The 25,443-nt window shown below is 32.2% G+C and carries 25 protein-coding genes; 14 read left to right on the forward strand and 11 right to left on the reverse strand.

Translation table 11 applies throughout. The annotated features are described in order from the left end of the window. The first annotated feature begins 40 nt into the window (after positions 1-40). The 3 genes from D1867_RS08230 to D1867_RS08240 all read left to right on the forward strand — a co-directional run bounded on the left by D1867_RS08230 (position 41) and on the right by D1867_RS08240 (position 4,082). Positions 41-1,789: a molybdopterin-dependent oxidoreductase gene (locus D1867_RS08230; RefSeq protein WP_155863716.1), complete on the forward strand. Its 1,749-nt coding sequence runs from the start codon at positions 41-43 to the stop codon at positions 1,787-1,789. 27 nt (positions 1,790-1,816) lie between these two features. Then, on the forward strand, positions 1,817-3,067 hold the full coding sequence (locus D1867_RS08235; RefSeq protein ID WP_338078006.1) for an MFS transporter: 1,251 nt from the start codon (positions 1,817-1,819) through the stop codon (positions 3,065-3,067). Positions 3,068-3,158: 91 nt separating this feature from the next. Next, positions 3,159-4,082 carry a metallophosphoesterase family protein gene (locus tag D1867_RS08240; protein WP_155863717.1) on the forward strand — a complete coding sequence of 308 codons (924 nt, stop codon included), beginning with the start codon at positions 3,159-3,161 and terminating at the stop codon, positions 4,080-4,082. Here D1867_RS08240 and D1867_RS08245 read toward each other — a convergent pair whose 3' ends face one another. From D1867_RS08245 to D1867_RS08255, 3 genes are all read right to left on the reverse strand, one after another. Further along, entirely contained in the window at positions 4,083-4,463 is a 381-nt protein-coding gene (locus D1867_RS08245; protein ID WP_155863718.1) for a DUF1634 domain-containing protein, read from the reverse strand. Beyond that, entirely contained in the window at positions 4,463-5,320 is an 858-nt protein-coding gene (locus D1867_RS08250; RefSeq protein ID WP_152941599.1) for a sulfite exporter TauE/SafE family protein, read from the reverse strand. Before D1867_RS08250 ends, D1867_RS08245 begins: the two co-directional genes overlap by 1 nt. Before the next feature lie 86 nt (positions 5,321-5,406). Next, positions 5,407-6,396 carry an NAD(P)/FAD-dependent oxidoreductase gene (locus tag D1867_RS08255; RefSeq protein ID WP_155863719.1) on the reverse strand — a complete coding sequence of 330 codons (990 nt, stop codon included), beginning with the start codon at positions 6,394-6,396 and terminating at the stop codon, positions 5,407-5,409. Between the two features lie 129 nt (positions 6,397-6,525). On the opposite strand from D1867_RS08255, the gene D1867_RS08260 reads away from it, so the two are divergent. After that, positions 6,526-7,758, forward strand: coding sequence for a glycosyltransferase (locus tag D1867_RS08260; protein ID WP_155863720.1), 1,233 nt, complete (start codon positions 6,526-6,528; stop codon positions 7,756-7,758). Positions 7,759-7,767: 9 nt separating this feature from the next. Here D1867_RS08260 and D1867_RS08265 read toward each other — a convergent pair whose 3' ends face one another. Beyond that, positions 7,768-8,808 carry a glycosyltransferase family 4 protein gene (locus D1867_RS08265; RefSeq protein ID WP_155863721.1) on the reverse strand — a complete coding sequence of 347 codons (1,041 nt, stop codon included), beginning with the start codon at positions 8,806-8,808 and terminating at the stop codon, positions 7,768-7,770. Positions 8,809-8,856: 48 nt separating this feature from the next. Between D1867_RS08265 and D1867_RS08270 the strand changes: the two genes are divergently transcribed. Both D1867_RS08270 and D1867_RS08275 read left to right on the forward strand, forming a co-directional pair. Next, positions 8,857-9,837, forward strand: a complete 981-nt coding sequence (locus tag D1867_RS08270) for a glycosyltransferase family 2 protein (protein WP_162309164.1) — start codon at positions 8,857-8,859, stop codon at positions 9,835-9,837. Between the two features lie 13 nt (positions 9,838-9,850). Further along, positions 9,851-10,768 (forward strand): glycosyltransferase family 2 protein, encoded by a 918-nt coding sequence (locus D1867_RS08275; protein ID WP_155863723.1) that lies wholly within the window; start codon positions 9,851-9,853, stop codon positions 10,766-10,768. On the opposite strand, the gene D1867_RS08280 is transcribed toward D1867_RS08275, so the two are convergent. Next, entirely contained in the window at positions 10,765-11,007 is a 243-nt protein-coding gene (locus tag D1867_RS08280; RefSeq protein WP_155863724.1) for a hypothetical protein, read from the reverse strand. The genes D1867_RS08275 and D1867_RS08280 overlap by 4 nt on opposite strands. A gap of 33 nt (positions 11,008-11,040) precedes the next feature. On the opposite strand from D1867_RS08280, the gene D1867_RS08285 reads away from it, so the two are divergent. Next, positions 11,041-13,263 carry a DEAD/DEAH box helicase gene (locus tag D1867_RS08285; RefSeq protein ID WP_155863725.1) on the forward strand — a complete coding sequence of 741 codons (2,223 nt, stop codon included), beginning with the start codon at positions 11,041-11,043 and terminating at the stop codon, positions 13,261-13,263. Here D1867_RS08285 and D1867_RS08290 read toward each other — a convergent pair. Next, on the reverse strand, positions 13,260-14,522 hold the full coding sequence (locus D1867_RS08290) for a glycosyltransferase family 4 protein (RefSeq protein ID WP_155863726.1): 1,263 nt from the start codon (positions 14,520-14,522) through the stop codon (positions 13,260-13,262). The two genes, D1867_RS08285 and D1867_RS08290, sit on opposite strands and share 4 nt — an antisense overlap. Positions 14,523-14,650: 128 nt before the next feature. Here D1867_RS08290 and D1867_RS08295 point away from each other — a divergent pair, with 128 nt between their 5' ends. Further along, the gene (locus D1867_RS08295; RefSeq protein WP_155863727.1) at positions 14,651-16,510 is read left to right on the forward strand and encodes a 4Fe-4S dicluster domain-containing protein; all 1,860 of its coding nucleotides are present in this window, start codon (positions 14,651-14,653) and stop codon (positions 16,508-16,510) included. Here the strand turns inward: D1867_RS08295 and D1867_RS08300 are convergent. Both D1867_RS08300 and D1867_RS08305 read right to left on the reverse strand, forming a co-directional pair. Further along, on the reverse strand, positions 16,484-17,020 hold the full coding sequence (locus D1867_RS08300) for a MogA/MoaB family molybdenum cofactor biosynthesis protein (protein WP_155863728.1): 537 nt from the start codon (positions 17,018-17,020) through the stop codon (positions 16,484-16,486). The genes D1867_RS08295 and D1867_RS08300 overlap by 27 nt on opposite strands. A gap of 20 nt (positions 17,021-17,040) precedes the next feature. Then, positions 17,041-17,823: a hypothetical protein gene (locus D1867_RS08305; protein ID WP_155863729.1), complete on the reverse strand. Its 783-nt coding sequence runs from the start codon at positions 17,821-17,823 to the stop codon at positions 17,041-17,043. A gap of 40 nt (positions 17,824-17,863) precedes the next feature. On the opposite strand from D1867_RS08305, the gene D1867_RS08310 reads away from it, so the two are divergent. Then, entirely contained in the window at positions 17,864-18,844 is a 981-nt protein-coding gene (locus tag D1867_RS08310; protein ID WP_155864441.1) for an FAD-dependent oxidoreductase, read from the forward strand. On the opposite strand, the gene D1867_RS08315 is transcribed toward D1867_RS08310, so the two are convergent. Then, positions 18,832-19,266: a hypothetical protein gene (locus D1867_RS08315; RefSeq protein ID WP_155863730.1), complete on the reverse strand. Its 435-nt coding sequence runs from the start codon at positions 19,264-19,266 to the stop codon at positions 18,832-18,834. The two genes, D1867_RS08310 and D1867_RS08315, sit on opposite strands and share 13 nt — an antisense overlap. A 104-nt stretch (positions 19,267-19,370) precedes the next feature. Here D1867_RS08315 and D1867_RS08320 point away from each other — a divergent pair, with 104 nt between their 5' ends. Further along, on the forward strand, positions 19,371-20,003 hold the full coding sequence (locus D1867_RS08320; RefSeq protein WP_155863731.1) for a hypothetical protein: 633 nt from the start codon (positions 19,371-19,373) through the stop codon (positions 20,001-20,003). On the opposite strand, the gene D1867_RS08325 is transcribed toward D1867_RS08320, so the two are convergent. Then, on the reverse strand, positions 19,971-20,624 hold the full coding sequence (locus D1867_RS08325; protein WP_338078007.1) for a phosphatidate cytidylyltransferase: 654 nt from the start codon (positions 20,622-20,624) through the stop codon (positions 19,971-19,973). The genes D1867_RS08320 and D1867_RS08325 overlap by 33 nt on opposite strands. A gap of 38 nt (positions 20,625-20,662) precedes the next feature. On the opposite strand from D1867_RS08325, the gene D1867_RS08330 reads away from it, so the two are divergent. Both D1867_RS08330 and purT read left to right on the forward strand, forming a co-directional pair. Continuing rightward, entirely contained in the window at positions 20,663-21,250 is a 588-nt protein-coding gene (locus D1867_RS08330) for a hypothetical protein (RefSeq protein WP_155863732.1), read from the forward strand. Between the two features lie 56 nt (positions 21,251-21,306). Further along, positions 21,307-22,494 carry a formate-dependent phosphoribosylglycinamide formyltransferase gene (purT, locus tag D1867_RS08335; RefSeq protein ID WP_155863733.1) on the forward strand — a complete coding sequence of 396 codons (1,188 nt, stop codon included), beginning with the start codon at positions 21,307-21,309 and terminating at the stop codon, positions 22,492-22,494. Here the strand turns inward: purT and D1867_RS08340 are convergent. Next, positions 22,483-23,532: an acetoin utilization protein AcuC gene (locus D1867_RS08340; protein WP_155864443.1), complete on the reverse strand. Its 1,050-nt coding sequence runs from the start codon at positions 23,530-23,532 to the stop codon at positions 22,483-22,485. The genes purT and D1867_RS08340 overlap by 12 nt on opposite strands. Before the next feature lie 44 nt (positions 23,533-23,576). On the opposite strand from D1867_RS08340, the gene D1867_RS08345 reads away from it, so the two are divergent. Both D1867_RS08345 and D1867_RS08350 read left to right on the forward strand, forming a co-directional pair. Continuing rightward, complete coding sequence (locus D1867_RS08345; RefSeq protein WP_338078008.1) at positions 23,577-24,707, forward strand: CBS domain-containing protein; 1,131 nt, start codon at positions 23,577-23,579, stop codon at positions 24,705-24,707. Then, positions 24,704-25,423, forward strand: coding sequence for a carbon-nitrogen hydrolase family protein (locus tag D1867_RS08350; RefSeq protein WP_155863734.1), 720 nt, complete (start codon positions 24,704-24,706; stop codon positions 25,421-25,423). Before D1867_RS08345 ends, D1867_RS08350 begins: the two co-directional genes overlap by 4 nt. Positions 25,424-25,443 lie beyond the last annotated feature (20 nt).

The following is a 25,443-nucleotide window of genomic DNA, read 5'->3' on the forward strand; positions in this document are numbered from 1 at the left end:
AATAAGGAAAAGATTAAAAGCAATTTATAATATTATCTTTATGATCGCTTGTACAAGAGATTGTTACGATACTTGTATATTTGACTCTAATTATAAACCCTTGGATATCTTCCCAATTAACGGTTTTACTTGCTCCAGGGGTATTGCAGACTTAAAAAGAAATTCAATTAATAGAATAAAATCTGCTTATTATGAAGGAAAGGAAATTACAGTAGAAGAAGGAATAAGAATTCTAGCCAAGAAAATAAGGGAAATAAAACCTGAAGAAATACTTCATATAGATTACGATGGGAACCAAGGGTTATTAACGTGGTATTATCCAGCAAGGCTTTGGAATTATCTAGGCAGTGCTTCAACAGATTACTCAATATGTAGTGCAGAAGGACATGAAGCAATTAAAGCCCATTATGGAAGTAGTTTTGGCGCATTGCCAGAAGATTTTGTTAAATTTTCTTCGGTAGTTTTCTGGGGTAGTGAGGCTTCTATTAGCTTTATTCACGGATGGAAAATTCTTAAAGATAAATATAAAGTAACTATAGACGTAAGAAAAAGCGAAACAGCAAAAAGAAGTGATAAATATTATATTATAAAACCCGGTTCTGATGTTTACCTTGCTATAGGAATATTGAAGAAACTTGTAGAAAAGGGAAGAATACATAATGCTGAATTGCAAGATAAAGTTGTTTCTTTCAATTACTCGCTGATAGAAGAAGCTACTTCTTTGAAAGAGAAGGACATAGAAGATCTAGCGGATTTTTACTTTAATGAAAAACCTTTAACAATAATTGGATTTGCCCTAGGAAGAAGTTTAAACGGAGGTTACGCAATAGGTGTAATTTCTCTTATACCTGGATTACTAAATATAGAAAACGGATTTTTCTATTCTAATAGCCAAGGATGGGGAATAGATTTTGATTACCTTAGAGGAACTCACTTGTATAAACCTAGAAAGATTATCAGCATGGGCGAAGTAGGAGATAGAATAAACGAGTTCAAAATAATCTTTGTCTGGAATTCTAATCCATTGCATTCTCTTCCAGGAGGAGATAAAATTATAGAGGCGGTTAATGATGGAAGAGTTTTTCTAGTAGTACATGATCCTTTCTGGTCCGAGACTGCTAAGCTAGCCAACCTAGTTTTCCCAGGGTTAACTTTCCTAGAGAAAGAAGATGTAGTATACAGTTATTGGCACAATTATCTTGTTTATAACGAGCCCATAATTAATAATTCTTTAGGAATTAGTGAAGTTAATTTAATGCATAAAATTGCCAGAGAATTGAAAATTTCGGAGGATTTTATATTTGAAGATCCGTGGAAGGCAGTAGAAGTGTCCTTAAGAAATACCGGAATCTCTGTAGAAGAACTAAAAAGGAGAAAGGTCGTTAAAATTTCGCCTAAGGTTACAAGAAAGTTTTCTATAGAGCCTTTTCCAAAGCCGGATAACCTGGAATTTCCTCAAGGAGAATTTCTTGTTTATTCTTCTCATCCTAATTATACTAATAGTCAATTTAAAGAGATATATGGCGAGAGAAAGCCTATAGTCTTTAATTCAAAATTTGAAGGAGAAGGAATCTTATATTCAGAAAAGGGACAAGTAAGAGTAATATTTAAAAAATCCGAGGATCTACCATCTGGTGTCTATTTCTTATTTAAATCATCACTCTTTGACCTAGACGGAAAACCTATAAATTCTATAATAAATGGAAAGAAGGGCAAATTCGGAGGAACTCCGTTACTTAATATTAAAGTTCAAGCAAAGCCTGTTAAGCTGTTTACTTTAAATTTCTAACTAAAGGAGCCCTTTTATTGATCCTAAGTGATAAGGACAGACTCTAAGTGGATGTTCTCAGCCTTATTATTTGGAGTCGTTTCGTTACCTATTTCTACTTTATTAAGCCTAGAAATCCTAAACTTAGGAGGAAATACTATAGATGTTGATTATGCAATATCGCTTTCTAATGCTGTCCTAATACCTGCATCTTTATTTTGGGGATATGCATCTGACAGATTTGATATAAGAAGTATAATACTAATAGGCTTTGGAGCTTCAAGTGTTTCGTTATATTTAATGGCATTAGCATGTTCTATTATTTTACTAATAATTTTATATGCAATATTCACTTTCTTCTCTGTATCTTACTCTACTCCAATGAATTTGCTGGTAATGGAAACTACAGAAAAAAGTAGATGGGCAGAAAGCTTTTCTAAACTTTCAATGCTAACTTCAATAGGAAATCTAGTAGGGCTAATATTGTCTACAATACTCGTGATTTTCATACATATATATGAGATTTACATCGTGCTTTCGGTATTCTCAATAGCGGCTTTCATTTCAGCTTATCTTTTTACGCCAAGAGTTTTCATGGGAATAGAAAGAGTTTCAATAGTTCATCATAAGGAATCTTTCTTTACTAGACTAAAAATGCATCCATTATTTTTCGTTCATATACCTCCAAATTTACATAATTTCAAAATGTTTAGATTATCTAGGCTTCTTAAGAAGCCAATTAATTATTTACCGCTTCTTTACTTAGCAATATTTATCTTTTACATCTCTAGTGGATTATTCAATACATTATATCCTGTTAGTCTTTATACTAAAGGTCTAGATAAGTCTATAGTACTAGGTATAATAACAGAAGGAATGATTGCTGAAATACTCACATTTCATTTAATTGGAAAATATTTAGAAAAGAAGGATGAAAGAGAAACCAGCTTTAGAGCTTTATTATTAAGAGGAAGTAGTTACATAGCTATGGGAATTTCCATAATTTTGCCTGCATCATTTACAGAAATACTTGGAATGCTATTTTATCCTTTAGCAGCAGGGGTAGCTTTTTCTGCTTATTATTCGGCATCAAATACACTAATTTTTAAGGCAATAGGCGGTAGAAACCAAGGTAGAAGCCTTGGTGTATATAGTACTTTAGTGGGAGTAGCGCTATTCCTAGGTTCTTTTGCCTCAGGCTTTATTTCTACAAAGTTTGGATTTACTACTAACTTCGCAATAGCGGGTATATTACTATTTATATCGGCATTTATATTCAAAATGCTAGAAGAAGGATAATTTAAATTGTTTTATCTTATTTCCTTTAATGTAACTATTTTTTAATTATAATGACAAAATTCTTAAATAGTAAATTTACGACAGACTTTCAATGACCGGAGAAATTAAACTAATGTTTGTCACAGACTTACACGGATCAGAAATAGCCTATAGAAAAGCATTAAATGCGGCAAAGATGCATAACGTTAATTACCTAATTATAGGTGGAGATATAACCTCTAAAAATATTGTATTTATAGAAAGAAGTGGAGATAAATATTATTTTAATGATAATGAAGTAGATATAAAAACTGTTTATGAGGATGCAAGAAAATATGGATACTATATTCACGTTGCTAGTAAAGATGAAATACAGAAAATTCTGGAAAATAAAGAATTCTTTGAATCTGTAAAGAGAACTTTAATAGAAAAACAAATAGATAACTGGATTAAGATAGCTGAAGAAAAATTAACTGGAACTAATATAAAGGTATTCTGGAGTTACGGTAACGATGATCCGTTATATCTAGATGAGGTATTTTCTAAATATAACATAAGAGATGAGGGAATATTTGAACTTGAAGAAGGAAAGACAAATACTCTGTATTTAATTTCTTATGGGTACGTTAATCCTACGCCTTTTAAAAGTTATAGGGAAGAGCCAGATTCTACAATTTATATAAAAGGAGAAGATTACTTAAGGAAAATAGACGATCCAGAAAGAGCTATATTAAACTTTCATGCTCCACCATATAATACTAAATTAGATATTGCCATAATCGATGGTAAGAAAAGAGAACATGTAGGATCTAGAGGAGTTAGAGATTTAATCGAAAAATATAGACCTTTACTTGGCTTACATGGTCACATAATAGAGTCTCCTGCAACTGATAAGATTAAAAATACGATAGTTGTCAACCCTGGAAGTTTAGCCTATGAGGGATTGTTAAAATATTCAATAATAGTAATAGAAAGAAAACTTGAAGGTTTGCTTGTTAAATATAAAATAAAAGGAGCTGCTATCTTGTCTGGATGACTATTTTATAATAGAAGGTAAGAATAATATTGCAAATACCAAGTTGAATAGAACTATTATCGTTAGAATAATATAGAGCTTATTTTTTTCGTAAGCAAAATACGCTAATGCTAACGCAGTTCTTAGTATTGGAACTGAAACAAGGACTATTAAACCTAAGTATATGAACGAAAGCCCACTTATGTTTGTAAATCCTTTTATTATATAATTAATATTAGCTATTGACGAGTTAACATATGAAGTTCTAGAGAAAAGTACAGACTCTGAGTAATTGCATGCATGACCTTCTATCAATATTAGAATTACTCCTAGTGCGACGAGAGATATGCTTAATATTACTCCTATTCTCATTATCATTCCAGTTATGTAATCTAGATCCATTAATAGATCCCCAATCCCCTTAATATCATTTGTATACCAAGAAAAGCTAATAAGATCGTAAATATAGTTCTTATCCTTTTATTCTTTAATTTGACTAGAGTCTTTGTGCCTATAAATGCACCTATTAGCACTCCTATACTAGTAGCTGCGGCTATTAATGGCTGTATATACCCAAAAACCCAATATATACCACTGCTTGTAGCCGCAGTGACTCCTATCATGAAGTTACTAGTAGTTGTAGTAACTTTTATTGGCAAATTCATAACCCAATCCATTCCTATAACCTTTAACGCCCCACTACCTATTCCAAGCAATCCTGAAACATACCCAGCAACAAACATTACCAAAGCACCTTGAACCCATCTAACGCCCCAATATTCAACTTTCTTTTGTAATGCCATATCGTAGTATTCTCCATGCATTTGGAAGAATTTAGTTGACCAATCTGGGTCTGAATTCTTAGGTATTTCAAATTTACCCCTTTTAATAGTAGGATATACAGAACCTAAGAGAACTATTCCAAATACTACATATATTATTGGCTCCAAGTGGTGAGAATAGATATAAGTTACGGTTAATGATCCCGCTATTGCACCAGAAGTTGTAGCTACTTGTAAAGATGTGCCTATTTTTAAATTAATTATTTTATCCTTTAAATAGGCGCTTGCTGCACCACTAGATGTTGCAATAGTAGAAATTAAACTAGCACCAGTGGCGTATTCTATTGGTATTCCGTCATATAAAGTTAGTATAGGCACTAAAATCGTTCCTCCTCCGAGTCCAGTCAAGGATCCTAAATAACCCGCTAAAAGTGAGGAAAAAAGTACTGATAAAAAAAGTGGTATGCCTGTTAGCATTGTATCACTACCGGAAATATTTGCTATATTTTTTATAAAGTCACCTATATCTTAGTTAAGAAAATTGACTTATTTTTATTTAAAATTCATAATCTAAATGATACGACAGTCTTCTTTTTCTCAGCTTTCCAATCTACATTTACAGGAGGTAAACCTTGCTTGCTCCTTAAATAATTATAAGCCGATAAGGCGGCTTTAACTCCATCTGCTGCTGCTACTACTGCTTGTTTATAAGGCACTTGCGTTATATCACCTGCTGCAAAGACTCCTTCCATTGATGTTCTAGCTAGATCATCAACTATAATTTCTCCTTTATCATTTAATTTAATTAAACCTTTTAAAAATTCAGTATTTAGCACATATCCCATTTCAATTATTACTCCCTCTACTTGTAACTCTTTAACTTCCTTAGTTTTTAGATTCTCAATAACTATTCCTTGAACTTTAGAATTACCTTTAATTTCTAAGACTCTATATCCTAAGAAAAGTTGAATGTTCTTGTTAGATAAAACAGAATTTACAAGGTCTGGTTCTCCTGCTAATTGAAAACTCCTAGAGATATAGTAAGTGGGTTTAGCGTATTTACCAAGTAGCTCCACAGCTTCTAATCCTGGATCTCCTTCGCCCACAACAGCTGCAGGTACGTCCTTGAAAAATGCCGCATCACATATAGCGCAATAAGAAACTCCCTTTCCTTTTAATTCGTTTTCTCCAGGAACTTTTAATTCTCTTGGAGACTTACCAAATGCTAAAATTACTGTCCTTGCTTTATATTCTCCTTTTAGTCCTTTTAGTATGAAGATGTCACCTTCTTTTCTTAATCCATTTATTTCTTCTCCATAAATAAACTTAGCACCAAACTTCTTAGCTTGTGCTTCTACTTTTGAGGCTAAACCCAAACCAGTGTCTGCACTTATAGCAGGATAATTTTCTATTAATTGCGTTAAATTTAACTGACCGCCAAGATCTTTTGAAACTACTAAAGTTGACATCCTTTGCCTTGAAGTATACAATGCTGCACTTAATCCGGCGATTCCTGCCCCTACAATTACTACATCATATATTTCTTCTTGCATAGCATATAATGTAGATTTAGTAGTAAAAAGATTAATGGAATTAAGCAATTTATATAACGATATTTATTCTTAATTATATGAAAGAAGCAAAAGCGCATTTTAAATTTTAAATTAATAAGTAGTTTATGAATGAAGTTAGGAATAGTTTACAATAACTTCTTAGCGCCTAGATTTGCAGGTGGAGGGGCGCAGCACGCGTATGAAGTAGTTAAGAGGTTAGCTAAATACTTTAACATAGTCTATTATCCCTCAAGTCCTGTATTTATTTGGGATAAAGAAGTTTTAATCGATAAAGTTAAAGAAATTGAAAGAGAAGGAATAAAAGTTGCGCCAGAATTTTACTCCATCCTAGATGAACAAAATAAGTTTAAAGCGGCTGGAATAAAAAAATTTATATTAGCAGATAAAATCGCAAAGGAAGTGTCTAAAAGATACACAGTTGACGTAGATTTTTTATATGAGCCAGACCACACTTCATTCGATATATTTTATTTAGGTAAAGAGACTAAATTTGGGTTAACTCTACACGTACCTTTATTTTATAATGATTCGATAAAATACCTAAGGAGACTAATAAAATTCTATAAATTTAATCCTTATACTGGTAAAGGGTTTTACACTAGGTTTCTATACAATGAATTATATTCTAAGCCAAAATATAGGAGGCTACTTAAGAAGTATAAACCAAGTTTCATAGCAGCAGTTAGTGAAGGACCTTTAAAAGAAAGCGGAATTAAAGGGGAAATTCTTTATCCTGGCAACGCTTTCGACCCCGAGCTCCTTAAATATAGGAACAGAGGCAAAGAGGACTATATAGTTTTTTGGAGTAGATTAAATCAAGATAAAGGAATTCATGAGATACCGGACATATTAAAAAGAACTCAAGTAAAATTGCCTAGAAAGCTAAAACTAGTTCTCATGGGAAGATTCTTTGATAAGTATAATGAGAAACTATTTTGGAAAAAGGTCAAGAAATATGGATTAAACGTTGAATATCTAGGTTTTGTACCAAGGGAAAAACTATATGATGTTGTTTCTAGGGCTAAGCTCTTCATTTATCCTACTCACGTTGACGGATTTTCTTTAGTAGTCTTAGAAGCACTAGCGTTAGGCACCCCCGTAGTTGCCTATGGGATACCAGCAATAAGGAGCGTGTATAGTGGACTAAAGGCTGTCAAAATAGTTGAGGAGTTTGACCAAGAAGAGATGAGTAAGAAGGCGTATGAAATTCTTTCTTTAAATGAGAAGCAGATTGAAGAAATAATGAATGAGTCCAAACTTTTAGATTTTCTTAGATTACATTCTAGTTGGGATAATGTGGCAAACTCCGTTAGAAACCTCATACTAAAATATGCAAACTAAGATTTTTGATCATTTATTATAGATATTTATGATATATTGCCAAAATTCCTCCTTAAATCTTGCTTTAGAGAATTTAGAGGCTATTTCTCTCATTTCATAGCTCTTAGAGGAGTGTTTTATATAGGCTTCTTTCACTTTACTTTCTGCTTCTTCTAGAGTAGAATAAGTAAACTCTGGTATTATTTCTGCTGCTCCGCTTTCTTTAGGAACAACTGGAACTAAACCTGCTGCCATAGATTCTACTACAGGAATTCCGAAATGCTCACCTTGTGTAGGGTGAAAATAACAACATGCATCTTTCATAATTTGTATCAATTCTTCTTTACTAGCATTTAGAACAAAACTAATATTAGCGTTCAATTTAGATTTTAGTGAAATTAACTCTTTATAATATTTAGTATCACTTAAATATCCTACTATAATTGCAGGTATGCCTACTTCATGAGATAATTTAATAGTCCTTTCAAGAAACTTTCCGCGCTCTATCCTTGCAATTGTTAAAATATACTTACCGCCACTCTCGTGAAATGCCTTAAAAAAATCTTCAACATCTACTGGTGGATAAATAACTTTAGCCTCTATTCCGTATAATTGCTTCCAAGTGTTAGCTGAATAGAAGGAATTTGCGACGAATTTTGCCTTTTTTGCTTCATTTTTTAAAAATCTTAGTGCCAACTTAAAGGGAAATCTGTATAATTTCCAAAATAACGACCTTGAATACTTGGTTACTTCAAATGGCGACGCTCCACCATAGATTATATGAACTCCTCTACTAGATAAAGGAATGGGTATTCCTGTAAAATTTAGATATATATCAGATCTTATTTTCCTTGCAGATAACCAAACTAATAATCGTTGATATCTATCAAATCTAGAGAAATTAAAAGGTAAATAATATCTTACTGGAAGATCGTAATTTTCTCTTGGTTTAGAGAATGTTGATACAACAAAATCAACATTTCTCTCCTTTAGCATCTCTATTGACGAGAATACTACAAACCCTTCACCGCTTTTATTGCTTAAATTATGGGTTACTACATTTACTTTCATTATATGAAGAATGCTTACTTTTTTAATAACATTATCTTACTTGTTATGATGAATAATTACATTTCTGTAATAGTTATTGCTCATGATAGAAAAAAATATATTATTGATGCAATTAACTCCGTATTAAATCAGAAATTAGATAAAGATCTTTATGAGATAATTGTTGTTAAAAACTTTAAAGATGATAAAATTGATAAATTTATAGAGAATAACGGAATAACTAAAAATTATATAACAGAAGAAAAAGGAGTAGGTAAGAAAGCTGCTATTGGTATAGATAATTCTTCTGGAGATATTATTTGCTTTTTAGACGATGATGACATGTTTACAGAAAATAAACTAGCTATAGTACTAGACGCTTTTTCTAAGAATAATAGCTTAGTATACTATCACAATAATCAAATAAAAATAGATGAAAACGGTAAAATATTAGATAATCCACAATATAATAGTAAAACGATAATTTCAGATATAACAAAAAAATCAATAGCTTTCATATTCAGGAATTTTGGAGAGTTCAATTCAAGTTCTATTTGTATAAGGAAAGAAATAATAGATACTAATATGCTTAGAAAGCTAGATAGGGCCGTGGATTATTTTTATCTTCTATCTGCTTTGAAAACTAGAAGGGAAATTATGTTAGACTTCTCCCCACTAACTTACTATAGAATACATAAGAGCGCAATGCACTTTCTCTCTAATACTTTTGAAGAAATCATAAGTTCTGCTTGTAATTATTATTATGAACAAAGTAAGGCAAAGGAAGCAATTTATGAGTATTTTAAGGATGACAATTTGCTCGCACAAGTAACTAAAGCAGACGTTTACACTTTTACTGCCATATCAGCTATATTATGCAATAAATCTAAGTTTTTACCTTTTAAAAACTCCATTAGAATATTAGATGAATCAATTTATTTTCCATCGTTCAGATTAAAATTATTCTTGGCATCAATTCTAAATTTACTATCTAATAAATTAGCTAGAGATATTTATGTTAAAATGTATTTAAGAAAATTTTATAATTAGAGAAGTGACAAAAATGATCTCAGTAGTTATTACGGCTTATAATAGGAAAGAATTCCTAATAGATGCAGTAAAATCTGTTAAGAATGCAAATGAGATAATTGTTGTTAAAAACTTTAAAGATGATAAAATTGATAAATTATTAGTAAATGAATATAAAGTAAAAGAAATCTTTTGCGATAAGGACAATGCAGGCTATTTCATGGCAGAAGGAATTTTGCACTCTTCTGGAGATATTATTTGCTTTTTAGACGATGATGACATGTTTACAGAAAATAAACTAAATGTTATTTCAAAAGCGTTTTCAGACAACGATATTATTTTCTCATATAATTCAAGGCTTATTATAAATGAGAAAGGAGATAAGATAGGAGAAGAAGTACTTAGAGATAAAATTGTAGATAGTAAAAATATTAAATATTTATTTAAAAATAGGATTTATTTTAATAGTAGCTCTATGTGCATACGTAGACGGGTTTTAGATAAAAATCTTGAGAGTCTCTATAAAATTAGAAGATTAGTTGATAATTTCTTTCTTTTATCTGCCGTATCAGAAAAAGGCAAAATCCGTATAATTTCTGATAAACTAACATATTATAGACTTCATTCCAGTTCCTCACGACATATAACAAGAAATTTTGAAAACTTCATTACATATAGAGCAAAATATTTTGATGATGCTATACACGATAATACAATTATGATAGAAGCATTCAAAGGAAAAGCTAAGTACGCGGCAGAATGTAGTAAAAAAATGGCTGAGATTCAAAAATGTCTACTAGAAGGTAAAAGATGCGGAAAACTTATATTATGCGGTATTTATACGCTGAAAACATTAGTTTACATTAATTTAGCTTCTTTTATATCATTATTTTTACCTAATTTACCAAGAAAAATAGAGTTTAACAAATATATAAATGAACTAAAAATTTAATTGAAAAATCGCTTAGGAGAATTACTCTTCCCTATGCCTCTATACTCTAAAGTGAGCTTAAAATATCCGCTAGGTAAATCTTCGCCATTAATTATTGAATATCCATATTTATTTGCTATTTCTGGAGATTTTTCCAAGACATCTGCTGAAATGACTATCTCAAGATTTTTAACACCTAAGCTCTCTTGCTTTTCTAAAAACTCTCTGAGATCCCCTATATTAGTTATTATCTCTGTCATGCTTTTTACTTCCAATAACAATTATTTAAAGGTATGGAAGTACTTGACAAGCTTACTGAAGGATTAAAGCTTTTCTCTGCTAACGTAGCTCACGTTCATACAGAGACGGCTCTAGAACCAGAACTGGGAAGCAAGGTCGATGATCTACAAATAGACGAGAGATTAAAAAACTCATTAAAAAACATTGGAATAACTAGACTTTATAAATTCCAAGAAAAAGCGTTAGAAGAAATTGAAAGTAGAAAGAACGTATTGATAATTTCTGGAACAGGAACTGGAAAAACTGAGGCGTTTCTTATTCCAATTTTAGACCTAGCATTAAAAGGAGAAAAAAGCGTTATAGTTTATCCGACTAAAGCCCTAGCTAGGGACCAATTAAGTAGAATATTAAGGTTAACAAGAAACCTCCCAATAAGCGTTGGAATAATAGATGGAGATACACCTAAAATCGAAAGAGATAGGCTTTACGCTAACCCACCAGACATATTATTAACTAACCCAGACATGATTCACGTAGGACTTTCTTTAAGCCCTAATTTTAGAAGATTAATTAGGTCTGTGAAACACTTTGTATTTGACGAAATCCACGTATATGAGGGAGTTCTAGGGTCTCACTTGAGAATGATAATTGATAGGTTAAAGGAATTTACAAACGATATCCACGTCGTAGCTTCCAGCGCAACGATTGATGCCTCGCCCTTCATGTTCCAAGAACTCTTTGACGAACCTGGAGAAATAATTGAAGGGACTAGAAGAAGGAGAGGAATGGCAATTCACATTTTAGTTGATTCTAAAGGCATGAGCAGGTGGACTTTAGCAGCATACTTGGCAGCTCTTCTAATAAAAAATGGCTTAAGAACGTTAGTGTTCACGGACTCACAACAGATGGCGGAAGTCACTGCAAAGATTGCCGACAGATTCGGAGTTAATATGCAAGTTCACAGAGCAGGAATATTACCTTCAGAAAGAATAAAGATAGAGGAAGATCTTAAAAATGGGAAAATAATGGGAGTTGTTGCTACTCCTACTTTAGAACTTGGAATAGATATAGGGGATTTAGACGTTGTTATTATGGCTGAAAATCCACCAAGTTATTCAAAATACATTCAAAGAGCTGGTAGAGCGGGTAGGCGAAATAGGATAGGTTATATTATAACGATTTTAGGTGACGATCCAATAGATTCTTATTTTTTGAGAAAACCAGAGGAATTCTTCAATAGAAAGTTAACGCCATTACCATTTGACACAACAAACCTTGAAGTTATAAAAGTGCACGCAGCATCATATCTCCTTGAAAAAGGAATGATAAAACTTGGTAGTTTACCTCCTCTTTGGGTTAAGGCTTTGAAAGAATTAGATAAAGAAGGTAAGGTAAAAATAGTTAATGATGTCGCCTATGCTACAAAGCAAACTAAGATTTTCGTAATAAACTCTTCTTTGAGAAGCACTGGTCCTATAATAAAAATATATGATAGAGAAAAGAAAATTGGAGAAAGAGAGCTTCCAGTAGCGCTATATGACATCTATCCTAACGCTGTATATTTAGTTTCGAAGAAGAACTATATTGTTAAGGATGTGGATCTCAATACTCTAGTTGCTAGAGTGGAGAGAGTAGACAAAGATTTGCCTTACTATACAAAGCCGTTATATGACGTAGATATGGTGAATTTTACAGAAATTGAAAGTAGGAAGGTCTATGGTTTGCCAGTAAAATATGGAGAAATAGAAGTTAGAATCTCAGTTCATGGTTATATTATACACGATTTTTACTCTAAAAAGGAGAATAGAGGAAAAGAAATAGAGTATGATGTACCTCTTACGTATACTTATAAGACTAAAGGATTAATTATAAAACATCCTATACTAGATGACTTTTCGCTAATTGATGGCATGGAAGCTTATCATGCAACGGAACATGTACTAATTTCTGCAGGAAGAGTTGTTGCAGGAGCGTCCCTTACAGACCTTTCTGGAATAAGTTATCCTAGCGGCCACGTAATTATATACGACTCTGTAGTAGGGGGTAGTGGGGTTGCTAAGTTATTATATGATAGACTAGAAGATGCTTATGAGGTTGCGCTGGACATTGTGGGAAAATGTGATTGTGAAGACGGTTGCCCAAAGTGTGTTTACAGCCCTTATTGTGGTAATAATAATAAAATGTTATCTAGAAAAAAATCTTTCAGATTAATTAGCGAAGTAATTAAAGGTAAAGCTGCTTCTTGTGATAATATGTGGGGTGACAGCATTAGTTAAACTACTTTTTTCAGCTCCTCTAATTCATTTAGTGCAACTTTCTCCCAGCTTGAATGTTCATCTAAGAACTCCCATAATTTCTTATCATTTATTAAGTCTTCATATTCTTTGGTTGGCATATCATAAATTTTTCTTATTTCTTGTCTAAATTGAGCTAAATCACCCTCTTTAACTAATTTTACGGCGTTAAGCCCTTCGTATATTCTTCTTATTCCTGGAATTTTATATGCTATGACCGGAGTACCTAAAGCTAAGGACTCCAAAATTGTTAAAGAAAAAGAGTCAGAATGAGAAGGATAAACTAAGACTTTTGCTTTACTTACGACGTCTATTAGCTTATCTTGAGAAACAAAACCTAAGTATTCCACATTTTTTGGTTTATTTTTCATAAAAAGTTTTTCTACTCTTTTATCAGAAAATTTTCCCATTATCACCAATTTTTTATTTTCATCAATTTTTCTCCATATTTTTAAAAGTTCTAACACACCTTTAGCTGGACTTAACCTGGCATAAAACACCGAGTAATCTTCTTTTCCTTTATCTCTAAAGTCTAATAGCTTCTTGTCGAACGCATTGCCAGGCTTTAGCACTCTAGTGTATATTTTTCTCATAAACGGATATATTTCTGCTAAAGGTTCTGAAACTGAAAAAGCGAACTTTACTTTCCTACTATTTATTAACTCTACCCATTTTCTCCTCCTAGGATATGATCTTAAGAATGTTACATAACATGCATACATAATCCCGCTTAATCCCATTGATTTATATGCCCTGTAAAAATGAGATAAATCTTCAGTTAATGATCCAAGAAAATTCTCGATATGAATCAAAGCACCAACGTTCCTATTTTTTGCAATTTTTGTTAGAAAATCTACCATTTGAGGAAATTCTTGTTGTGCGTAATATATATCTGCATCAATTTTACCCATTATCTTAGAAATCTCAGAATTAATTTTATATTGAGTAATATTACTATATAGATCAAATTTTAATTTAGACATATTTAGAGGAACTCTTTTTATAACTTCACTATCTATAACTTCATTAACCTTCTCTGGAATTTCAAGACCTAATGCTTTAATTTCATTATACATTTTCTTCCTAAATTCCTCGTCTTCGGACGCTCTTCTCATGTCTCCTAAAAGAGGAACATATATTATTTCATCGACATATTTTTTCCAATATTTAATAACTTCTCTATTCCTTTTTACCCCACCGCTACCGGCCTCCAGTAAATATGAATGTAAAAGAATTCTCATTAAATAAGAGGCTTAAGTCTAAAAATAAAAATTACCTTCTTCGCTTATTTATTGCAAGTTTAAAACAGCTGTAGTATTGCGTATTGTATAAAAGATAAATTATTAACAGTTCTTTAGAATTATTTTTTATGGAATCCTTAGAAAGCTTATTTTACTCATCAATTATATCAAAAAATATTGATAAATATATTAAAATTACTAAAGAAGAAGATATTAAAAATTTACCTAATAATGTTAATGCTAAATATGAATTACTTCGAGGTAACGTTACATCAAATATAGTAGCAGATTTGTCAGAACTTAAGGGTGTAGAGGATCTAGGAGACTCAATTAAAGTTCTCGCAGGAACTAAATGGAGAGATGTAATCAGCTATTCTCCAGAGCTTTGGAGCGTAATGGACTTCTCCGTAGGTGGAACAATTAGTCTTGGAGATGAAGGCTTTGGATATAACGAATTCGGTGAGTTAGCTAATAGAGTCACTGTTGAGGCATATTTAAATGGAGAAAAATATACGGGAAAATATAGAGGAGGAATTATTTATGCTATATATATAAAAAAGGAAAATAAGCCGTTAATTTTTAAACAATATTCTGGATCGGAAGATATAGTATTATCGAAAGTTAAATCCTTACTCTCTGAAAACGTATTACCCTTTAGAGACATTTCACTCATCAAGGATAATAATGGAACTAGATTAGTAGTATCATATACACAAGTTAGAGAAATTTTAGTAAGGAGATATATTAGTGGTTTTTCTGAAGCGCCTCATCTATATCCTCAATTATCCAGTATAGGTAAGTTCATTTACATAGGTAAAACTGATCTACTAAATATTTCTTCTGACTTGCTAAAAAACACTAAATATGCATATTTTACCTTTAGAGGTAACTCGGCCTATTATGTCGTATCGTCTGATATAAAATTGGATATTACTTCTATTAGCCAAGAATATTCTATTGAGAAATTTAATGGATGCATTTTATGTGGTAAATGTGTAGATACATGCCCTCATAGCTATCAGAGGAATTCACCAGTTTTTTCGCCTTTAGGTTTCTTTGTACTGTCAACAATAGGAAAAGAGACGTATGTAAGCAATTGCCATTTATGCGGCATTTGTGAAGAAGTATGCCCAGTTGATTTAAATATTGTTGATTTAATAAAACAAAAATCTACCTTAAACAGTAAAGTACCTAATGTTCAACTTACTTTTCCATCTAAAAAGAGTATAATCCTAACTGCAATTTCTGACAATTTGCTTGAAGATGCATTAAAACTAATAAAATACTTCTCGCTAAGAGGAATAAAGCTAGGTGTAATAACGCTACCTGAGCCCTTAGAGAAGATAGTTAAAGGCCAGATTAATCTTGAAAATGCTAGAAAACTTTTGGAAAACGTTGATGAAATTATTACATTAACTCCTGAAGAAGCCAGATATCTAATTGTATTAAAGTCTGTAAAAATTCTAGACATAACTTTCGCATACTCTATATTAGAAAATATTATTAGACCGTTAATGGAAGGAAAAAGAATTCATTTTCCTTGTTTTTATTCTGAAAAGGAATTCTACGGCTGTTCATATGAAATGTTGAATTTAGCTAACAATGAAGGCTATGGAGAAAATAAGATTAATGCAGAAATTACATTATGTCCACTAGCTGCAAAAAGACTTGGAATTAAAAGTTATATTGATTTATTAAATATAAACTTGGATATATCTGACGTTTATAAGCTTCACACGGAGATTTCTGAAACGCTTTCAACTCTAGATAGAGTATTGGAGGATGCAGAATGGTATAAAGAAATAGAGCCAAAAATTTACGAAAAAATATTTCTTGATGCTATAGATAAAGTATTACTGAGCAAAAATTATTTTGAAATATTTTACTACTATTTGAATATTGATAAACTAGAGTTTAAAAATGAAAGAATAAAGAGCTCAGTTAAAAATGAAATAGAGAAACTACTTAGATCTAGCAATAAAGACTAAATGTGGAGCCTCTGGCAAGATTAATTTCTCCATAGCTAATTTTACAGCATCTGGGGAACCAGGTAGCGCGTAAATAACCTTATCTTTTATTATTCCTGCAGTAGCTTTACTTAGATAGGCTGCAGATCTAACTTGCGGGTCTTCATAGCTTAAAAATCTAAACACTTCGCCAAAACCTTCAACTTCTCTATCAAATATCCCTCTTAAAGTTTCTACAGTGACGTCAGTTTTAGAGTATCCTGTGCCACCAGTAGATACTATAACATCAACCTCAGGATTGTCTAACGCTTCAGTAAATGCCTTTAAAATTTTTACCTTATCGTCAGGTACTAATGAATATCCAACAAGCTTGTGGCCAGATGTGATTATTTCTTGTTTAATTATATCTCCGGATTCATCAACTATTGGCTCTTTTTTCTGCATTTTTTCATATCTTGAAGTACTTATGGTTATTACAAAAAAGTTTAGAACTTTTGGAGCTAACTCTCTATGTTGTTTATGTGAGGACATAAATAATTATATACCCACTCCTACATAATTTTAACTTCTTGTGCAATGTCTAAATCCAAGTCTTCAAACTTCTCTCTAGAGAGTAGAGTTCCCTTAATATAAAGCCTTAGTCCTTCTTCTAATTCAGTATATCTAGTCCTAAAACTAGTAAGAACATAACCTTCTTCTGTGAGATATTTGACGGGCAAGGAAAACGGTTTTAACGCTTTATCAATTTTTATTATCCCTTCAAACTTACCTTTCCTAATTACTTTCCCAAAATCTTCACATTCAATTATTTTAAAAGTATAGGGAATTCCTTTATAGTTCCCCTCTAGAACTCTCTTAACTTTCAAACGCAAAAAATCCTGCTTTGAAAGTCCTTCAATCTCATTGTCTTTAACTTCTACCAAAGGTGACGTTATCCCCCTTTTTCTCATATCCATTAGTATATAATAATTTTTGCTATTAAAAGAAATTAAATCTAGATCATTTCCTTTTCCTTCATATAGATAACTTCCCGTTATTCCGACATTAAGGAAATTATTTATAAAATCATTAAATTGGGGTATAGAAACTTTAAAAGGGTCTAATACTTCCACCTCAGATAAGGGCACTAATGGAACTTCAAAACCTATTTCGTCCACGTATTTTAACAATTGAGGAAACTTTTCCCTAACTAACTGTATTGCTTCACTCATTTTCTTTATTTTTTTCTCACCAAATTTACGCGGTACTGCGACTACGTAGCCTTCTGGGTGATAACATCCTTTTACTGCCCATATTACGCCCTTGTATCTTACAAAATATCCTTCTGTTATCATTTAGATGATTTTAAATATTAATAACTTAGCGTTTTCTTTGTTGAAAGTAACAATAATAGGTTCTGGAATAGCTGGAAGTTCACTTTATTATATGTTCAAAAAAGCAGGTCATAACGTAAAAGTTATAGATCCACGAATTAGAAGAATCTTTCCTAGCTTAATTCACTCTTTACTTCTAGTAGGCAAAGACGTTTATCTCTCAAAGTTAGCTTTAGACTTTTACAAAGAGTTTAATGTTGAGACTAAGGAATTTCCCTCTTTTACTATAGGAAAAATTGATGAAAAATTAATTAAGCTATGGGAAGAGTACGGAGTGAAGATTGAAGAGAAAAATATCTTTAACTCAAAAGGAATTTATGCTGTAGGAGGAGATAGACTAGTTTATATTAAGAGAATGATAGACGAGGTGCCAATAATTAAAGAGAAAGCATCGATCGTTAAAAAAGGAAATAACGCAATAGTGAAAGTTAATGACAGATACATTGAATCGGATATTATAATCCTTGCAGCTGGCCCTTGGAATAGTCAAATTTTTAGTGTTCCTTCCAAGAGTTATTATTGCTGGGCATCCCTCACTTTAACTCAAGATAGTAAATTAGACAAGATGTTTATTTATGATTACGAATTAAATTTTTATTCAAGACCTTTCTTAGGCTTAGGAATTAGAACTGCAATCATAGGTGACGGAGAGGCTATAGAGGCTAAACCTTGCCAAAGGATAAAAGTTGACCCAGAAGAGGTTATGAGTAGGGCTAGAAAAAGAGTAGGAAAATTAAGGGTTATCTATACTTCTGGAGAATTCTGTGAAGGAACTCCTGACATGAGACCTGCTTATGGAAGATTATTAGACAATCTATATTTTATAGGAGGATTCGACGGTTATGGTGCAGAAGTTGGTCCAGGAGTTGCAAGATTACTTTTTAATTTTATAACTAAAGGAGAGGAAGACAAGGATTACATTGTAGATAGGTTCAATGGAATAAAGGACTTTAAGATAGGAAAAGAACCTCATGAATTGTAAATTGATAAGTGCTTTAAGTAAAGTTCTTCATCGTTATTGGCCGTAACTTGCAGATGTAACATTTGTTTTTCTTCACAATTCTTGCAATCGTATAACACCCAACCACCTATAAATTCATTCCCAGAATAATATTCTATAGCTCTCCAATATTTCATTTCTATCATTTTTCTTAATATTTTAAGGCTAAATATTGGAAATGCTACGAAATTAGGCAATTTTATATAGTAAGGCTTTAATTTTTTCAAATATGCCGGATTAACTAATACTGAAGTTTGTAAAAAACAGTCATCAAGGCTACTGACTTTTATCATTTCTATATTACCCTTATCATCTACGTAAACAGCTACGCTCCTATAGTCTTCAAATATATCTTTTAAATCATACCAAGATGGAGCAGGAGAACCAACTAAGAAACTTAACATGAAAATGATTTTATTTTCAGAGTTGTTAAAGTTAGTTGAATATGATGACGTGACGGTTTGCTGAATGAATGAAGAGCGTTTCCCCTGACTGAGAGGTAATTCGTATGAAACGCGATAATTATACTAAAGACTTACATAATATTAAATGTAGAATAATATCTAATTACGGAAATTTACCACAGATAGATGAAATATATAAAAGGCTGATAGATTTTCATAAGTTAGGATTTGTTAATATCACTCACTCGGCATTAGAGCTTATAGTAGCAGCTTATCTAATCAAAGAAGGCTTCAAAGTATCAGTAGAGCATGAAAGTAATGGTAAGATAATTGATGTTTATGCAATAAAGGGAATAGACGTGGGAATAGAAGTTGAAACGGGATTCGTTCCCCCAAGTTTTGCTGGAAAACAAGAGGACTTCCTAATGAGTAGAATGGCCTTAAAAATAGCTAGATATAGTAATCTAGCCTCACAATTTTACATTGCAGTACCTTCATACTATATTCCTCCAGTCCCTGTAGAGCTATTAAAGGATAAAGAGAAAAGAAGCGAAGATGAAATAAGGAATCTCATGCGGTTAATTAGGAAATATCACAATAGCTTAGATGTCAATTTGTTTTCATTGAAGTCTGCTAAAATTGATGGAATAATAATAATAAATACTACAGATCTTAAGTTAAAGATCTTTGATTATGAGGACTTCTTAAAGATTAAGAAGTACTACAGTGATATATAGTAAGATGAATGGAACAAAAGGAACTAAAATATTATCGTCAACTTTACCTATTCTTTCCACTATAGTGGCCAAGATTCCAGAAATTAAGCCTGGAATAGATAGGAAATAATATCCTAAAAAGGAAGAAACTATAAACATTCCTAAAGATCCCCACCAGCCTTTAACCCTCCTTTTATATACATAATTCCTTATTATGCCAGTAACTCCGTCGCCAAAAGACATGTAAAATAAGGGCAATAACGCTACGTAAATATCTCTAGATCCAGGGTCCCAGAAATTTCTAATCAAGATCCAGCTTAATAATAAAATTGTCCCAAAAGAGAAAGTAAACCAAACTTCTCCTCTATTCTCTTTATCTTGAAACCAACTAAGCGGTTGTCTTTCTCTATGGAAAATCAAATATCCAGTTAATAGATAAGATAGGATTATTGGAAGTAATGGTGATGAAAAAACAAAAGGAGAAACTACTGCAACCAAACCTCCACCTAAAATGTGTATAGTTTTTCTAGCAACGTAAATAGTAGTTTTTCTAGCAACGTATTTTGAGATATACAATGTAACTATCATTACCCATATGGTAAGGATTATTGCCCACGCTATATCTGTTAAAGTAATAAACACAATATTTTAGAATTTCCAAGAACTATTAAGTTTGAGCCGTGAGAGCATTTAAATATAATAAGACAGAAGAAGGATTACTAATACCAGATGAAAAGAACGGTAAAATTATAGTATACGTTGATAATTGGCTTGTTAAAGCTTTTGAAGGAAATAAGGAAATAACGGATTTGCAGTTTTACGTAGATAATGAAGAAAGAATCTTGATAAATAGAATAAGGGAAATTAACCCTAGTGTTAACATTTTACCGGCTTTAGCGTATCCTAATAAAGAGAGAAAAATAAGGCTTAACCAATTATTGGGAAAAGTATTCGAGGATTACGTATATTCTATTCTCTCCAGAAAGTATAGTGTAGAGAGAAATAAGGAAATATATTCTACAATAAAAGGGATTTCTATTCATAATAAGCCCGACTTTATAGTCGAAAACAAAATAGCCATAGAAGCTAAAGTTAGAGAAAGTAACTTAGAACAAGTAACACAATATGCTAAAAAATTCAAGTATGGTGCAATAGTCTTCCCTTATTCTGGAAAATGCAGAGTACCTAAAAATTGGATTTGTTTATTCTATCTGATGAAAGATTATAACAGACTTTACGAGTGGATAGATTCTCATTTACTTGATTAAAGAAAAAAGAGAGAATATATAGGCAAATTTTTTATCTTATTTAAGTAATTTCATACATGGAGATCGGAACACCGCTTTTAGAAGGATCAAAGAAACTAATGCTCTTAGGAAGTGGAGAGCTAGGTAAGGAAATAGCAATAGAAGCACAAAGGATGGGTATCGAAGTGATTGCTGTTGATAGATACGATATGGCCCCTGCTATGCACGTAGCTCATAGAAAGTATGTAATAGACATGATGGATCCATCAGCTCTAAAGTCCATAGTCAAGAGAGAGAATCCAGACGGAATTATTACAGAGATAGAAGCAATTAATACCGATGCTCTAATTGACCTTGAAGATTCTGGGTATAAGATAATACCAAATGCGCAAGCAGTAAAAATTTGTATGAATAGAATAGAATTACGAAGGCTTGCTGCAGAGAAATTGAAAGTTCCAACGACTACCTATGCCTTTGCAGAAAGCGCAGAAGAAGTTAGAAAAGCTTGTAGAGATATAGGATTTCCTTGTCTTATAAAACCAGAAATGAGTTCCAGCGGCCATGGGCACGTTTTAATAAATAAGGAAGATGAAATAGAAGAAGCGTATAAGGAATCAATATCCCACGCTAGAGGCAAGAGTAAAAGAGTTATAGTTGAGGAATATGTTAAAATAGATACTGAACTTACAATTCTAACTTATAGGTATAATACTGGGAAAGGAATAGTTACTAAAACTTTTCCTCCAGTAGAACATCAAAGACCTAGTTATTATTATGTCGAATCTTGGCAACCAGCTACAGTTCAAGATGAAATTGCAGAAAAAGCTAAATCTTATGCAATAAAAGTGGTCGAAGAATTAGGAGGAGTAGGAATTTTTGGTGTAGAAATAATAAAATCAGGTAATAGAGTGCTCTTTAGTGAAGTTTCTCCTAGACCTCATGATACTGGAATGGTTACTATGGCTAGTCAAGATATAAGCGAATTTCAAGTTCATGTGAGAAGTGCATTAGGCTTACCAACTCCTGAGGTTAGGCTATTAACTCCTGCAGCGTCTCATGTAATTTTAGCTGAAAGAGAAGAGTGGAATCCTAAATATCTTAATTTAGAAAAGGCTTTAGAGATTCCAGGCGTTCAAGTTAGATTATTTGGCAAGCCTTACAGTTATGAAAAAAGAAGAATGGGAGTAGTGTTAGCTACCGGAAGCACTATCGAAGAAGCTAAAGAAAAAGCAAGGAAAGCAGCAGCATTGATACTAGTCGAGTAAGCCGTGAATTTCCTTAAGTTTTTTTATTACTTCATTAACCTTTTCTTTTACAAAATTAGTAGACGACGTAAAGCAACAATCGTGAAGTAAATCAACTTCGCTCATATCAAGTCCTGCAAGTTGAGCTGTAGTTATAGTCCAGATCCTAGCTGTAGCTTCATAATTATATCCTCCACCGCCTAATAGTATTATTTTAGACGAAAATTTCTTAGCAATACTTAAGATTTCATTTATAACTTCAGAGTAGCCTTTAGTAGACAATTTTAATTCTACTAAAGGATCATCAAAATGAGAATCGCCTCCTTCAACTATAATTATTAACTCTGGCTTAAACTTTTTCAATTTTCTAACTATAACTTCTTTAAAAGCTGAAATATATGCATCATCTGCAGTACCAGGCGGTAAGGGAACGTTGATAGTAAATCCTTTACCTTCACCTTCCCCTATTTCATCATAATTTCCAGTTCCAGGAAAGAAGTTTCTATGAAACATATGCAAAGAAGCTTTCAAAACTCTATTATCGTCATAAAGCAATTGCTGTGTTCCATCACCATGATGACCGTCAATATCTACTATTGCTACTTTGTATTTCTTCTCAGCAAGCTTAGCTATTAGAGCGACATCGTTAAATACGCAAAATCCTGAAGCAGAGGATTTCTTTGCATGGTGAAATCCCCCACCTAAATTTATTGCTACTTCATATCCTTTCTCTATCATTTCTAATGCTTTTACGCTGCCTCCAACCCTTAGAATTGCTGCCTCATATATTCCTTTAAAGGCTGGCGTATCTCCGTCGTCTAAATATCCTTTTCCTTCTAGACTCTTCTTTTTTACAAATTCTATATATTCCTTATCATGGATCTTTTCTAGTAAGCTCTCTGTTACTGGTTCCGCGTTTTCTAAATCTATTTCATGGAAAAATCCTCTTTCTTCCATTAGCTTCTTTGCCATAGACTCTCTAAGAGATTTAAATGGGTGATCTCCAGGAAACGAATAGTCCAAATAATTTTCATTCCATATAAATACGGTCTTTCTCAAATTCTCCATAGAAATTTTATTTTCTCATTATAAAAAGATTATACGTGGTAGAGTTGGAAGAGTTATACGTCGAACCTCAAGTGGTAGCAAACCCTAACGATAGGTTAAGAGATATTTTACCAAAGATGAAGGAGAAAAACCAATGGGTTGTTCCAGTAGTTTTGCATAAGAAAGTTATTGGATTGCTTACATATAAAGATCTTTTAAAGAGAAGAGTAAGCTTAGATGCTAAGGTAATTACATTATCTTCACCATCTATAACAATCGATGAGAAGGATGACTTTTCAAAAGTCATAGCAAAGTTTTATACTACAAAAGCCAGGGCGATACCAGCAGTTAATAAAAATAAGGAACTTATAGGCATAATTACTAGAGAATCCGTTATTAAATATCTCTTAGATACCAATCAAATTGAAAGTAATAAAAAAGCTAGAGAATATATGTCTTCTCCTGCATTAACAATAGAAGCAGAAGAATCTATAGCGAGAGCAAGGTGGCTAATGATTAGAGACAATATAAGTAGATTACCAGTAACTAGAGAGAAGAAACTAGAGGGAATAGTAAGCTCTAGGGATATAGTTAATGCATTATATTCTATTAATGAAAAGAAAAGATCGTCAATATTAACAGAAGAAGAAAGGATAATGGCAATGTCGGTAAAAGAGATAATGACTTCGCCAGTAATTTCAGTTAAAGGCTCTGATTCATTAAAATCTGTTGCAGAACTACTCTTAAAGAAGAACATATCTGGAGCACCGGTACTTGAAGGAGATTTCATTGAAGGGGTAATAAGTACAATAGATATAATAAAATCATTGGAGTCAAAATACAATTTAACTATGCCAATTGAGGCGAAACTTACTTCAGGACTAAAGAAGGAAGAAATCAAAGCGGAAATTGATGGAGTTATTGAAAGATATTTAAGCAAATTGGAAAAAATGACTGACATTATAAACTTTAAGGTGTCCTTTAAGGAAACTGCAAAGAGTCAAAATAAGACTCTATATAAAACTACCGTGACAGTTAGTACTAAAGAAGGCAATTTCATAGCAAGCGAAACTGACTGGGATCCTATAGTGGCAGTAAAGAAAGCCGTAGAAAAGGTTGAAAATAACTTAATCAAAAAATTAAAAAAGATCGATAAAAGCAAAAAAGTAACTAAGGAAGAAGAATGAAAATTGCTATAGTTCAGTCTTCCAGCGTTAGTTCAGCCTTAGTACTTACAGAGAAGGCGTTACTATCTGGAGCAAAATTAGTACTTTTGCCCGAAAAATGGGTTAAAACTATTGAAGAATTGCCTTTAAATGAATTTCAGAGACTGGCGATAAAATACACTGCATATATTATACCAGGAGCAGTTGAGGATGGAGTATCAATTATATCGCCAATTATAGATTCTAATGGCAATATTAAAGGATTAGCTAAAAAACTTCATCTTTTTAATAAAGAGAGAGAAAAATTAATACCTGGAACTTATTCTACAATTTTTTCCATAAGTGGAATAAAGGTAGGTATAGCAATTTGTTATGATTTAGATTTTCCAGAAGTAATAAGAAAGATGGTACTAAAAGGTGCAGAGATTATTCTAGTACCTTCTAAGATAAGTTATAATGGAATAGAAATTTGGAGAGAATACTTAAGAGTAAGAAGTCTAGAGAATAGAGTTGCGATAGTTAATGCGAATGTTTATAGCCCCCCAGATTATCCAGGCAAAAGCGTAATTTTTGTTCCATATAAGAGGAGTGATAACATAGTTGACTTGCTTACATTAGCGGAATTGGGAGAAGAAGAAAATTTTGCAATAGCTGATATTAATCCATTATCATATTTTCATATAAGATTGGAGAGAATAAAGGAAATTAAAGATTTTGATGTAATGGAACTCCAGTAAGTTTATTAGCTAAGATTTTA

The sequence above is a fragment of the Acidianus infernus genome (assembly GCF_009729545.1).
Lineage (GTDB): Archaea > Thermoproteota > Thermoprotei_A > Sulfolobales > Sulfolobaceae > Acidianus > Acidianus infernus.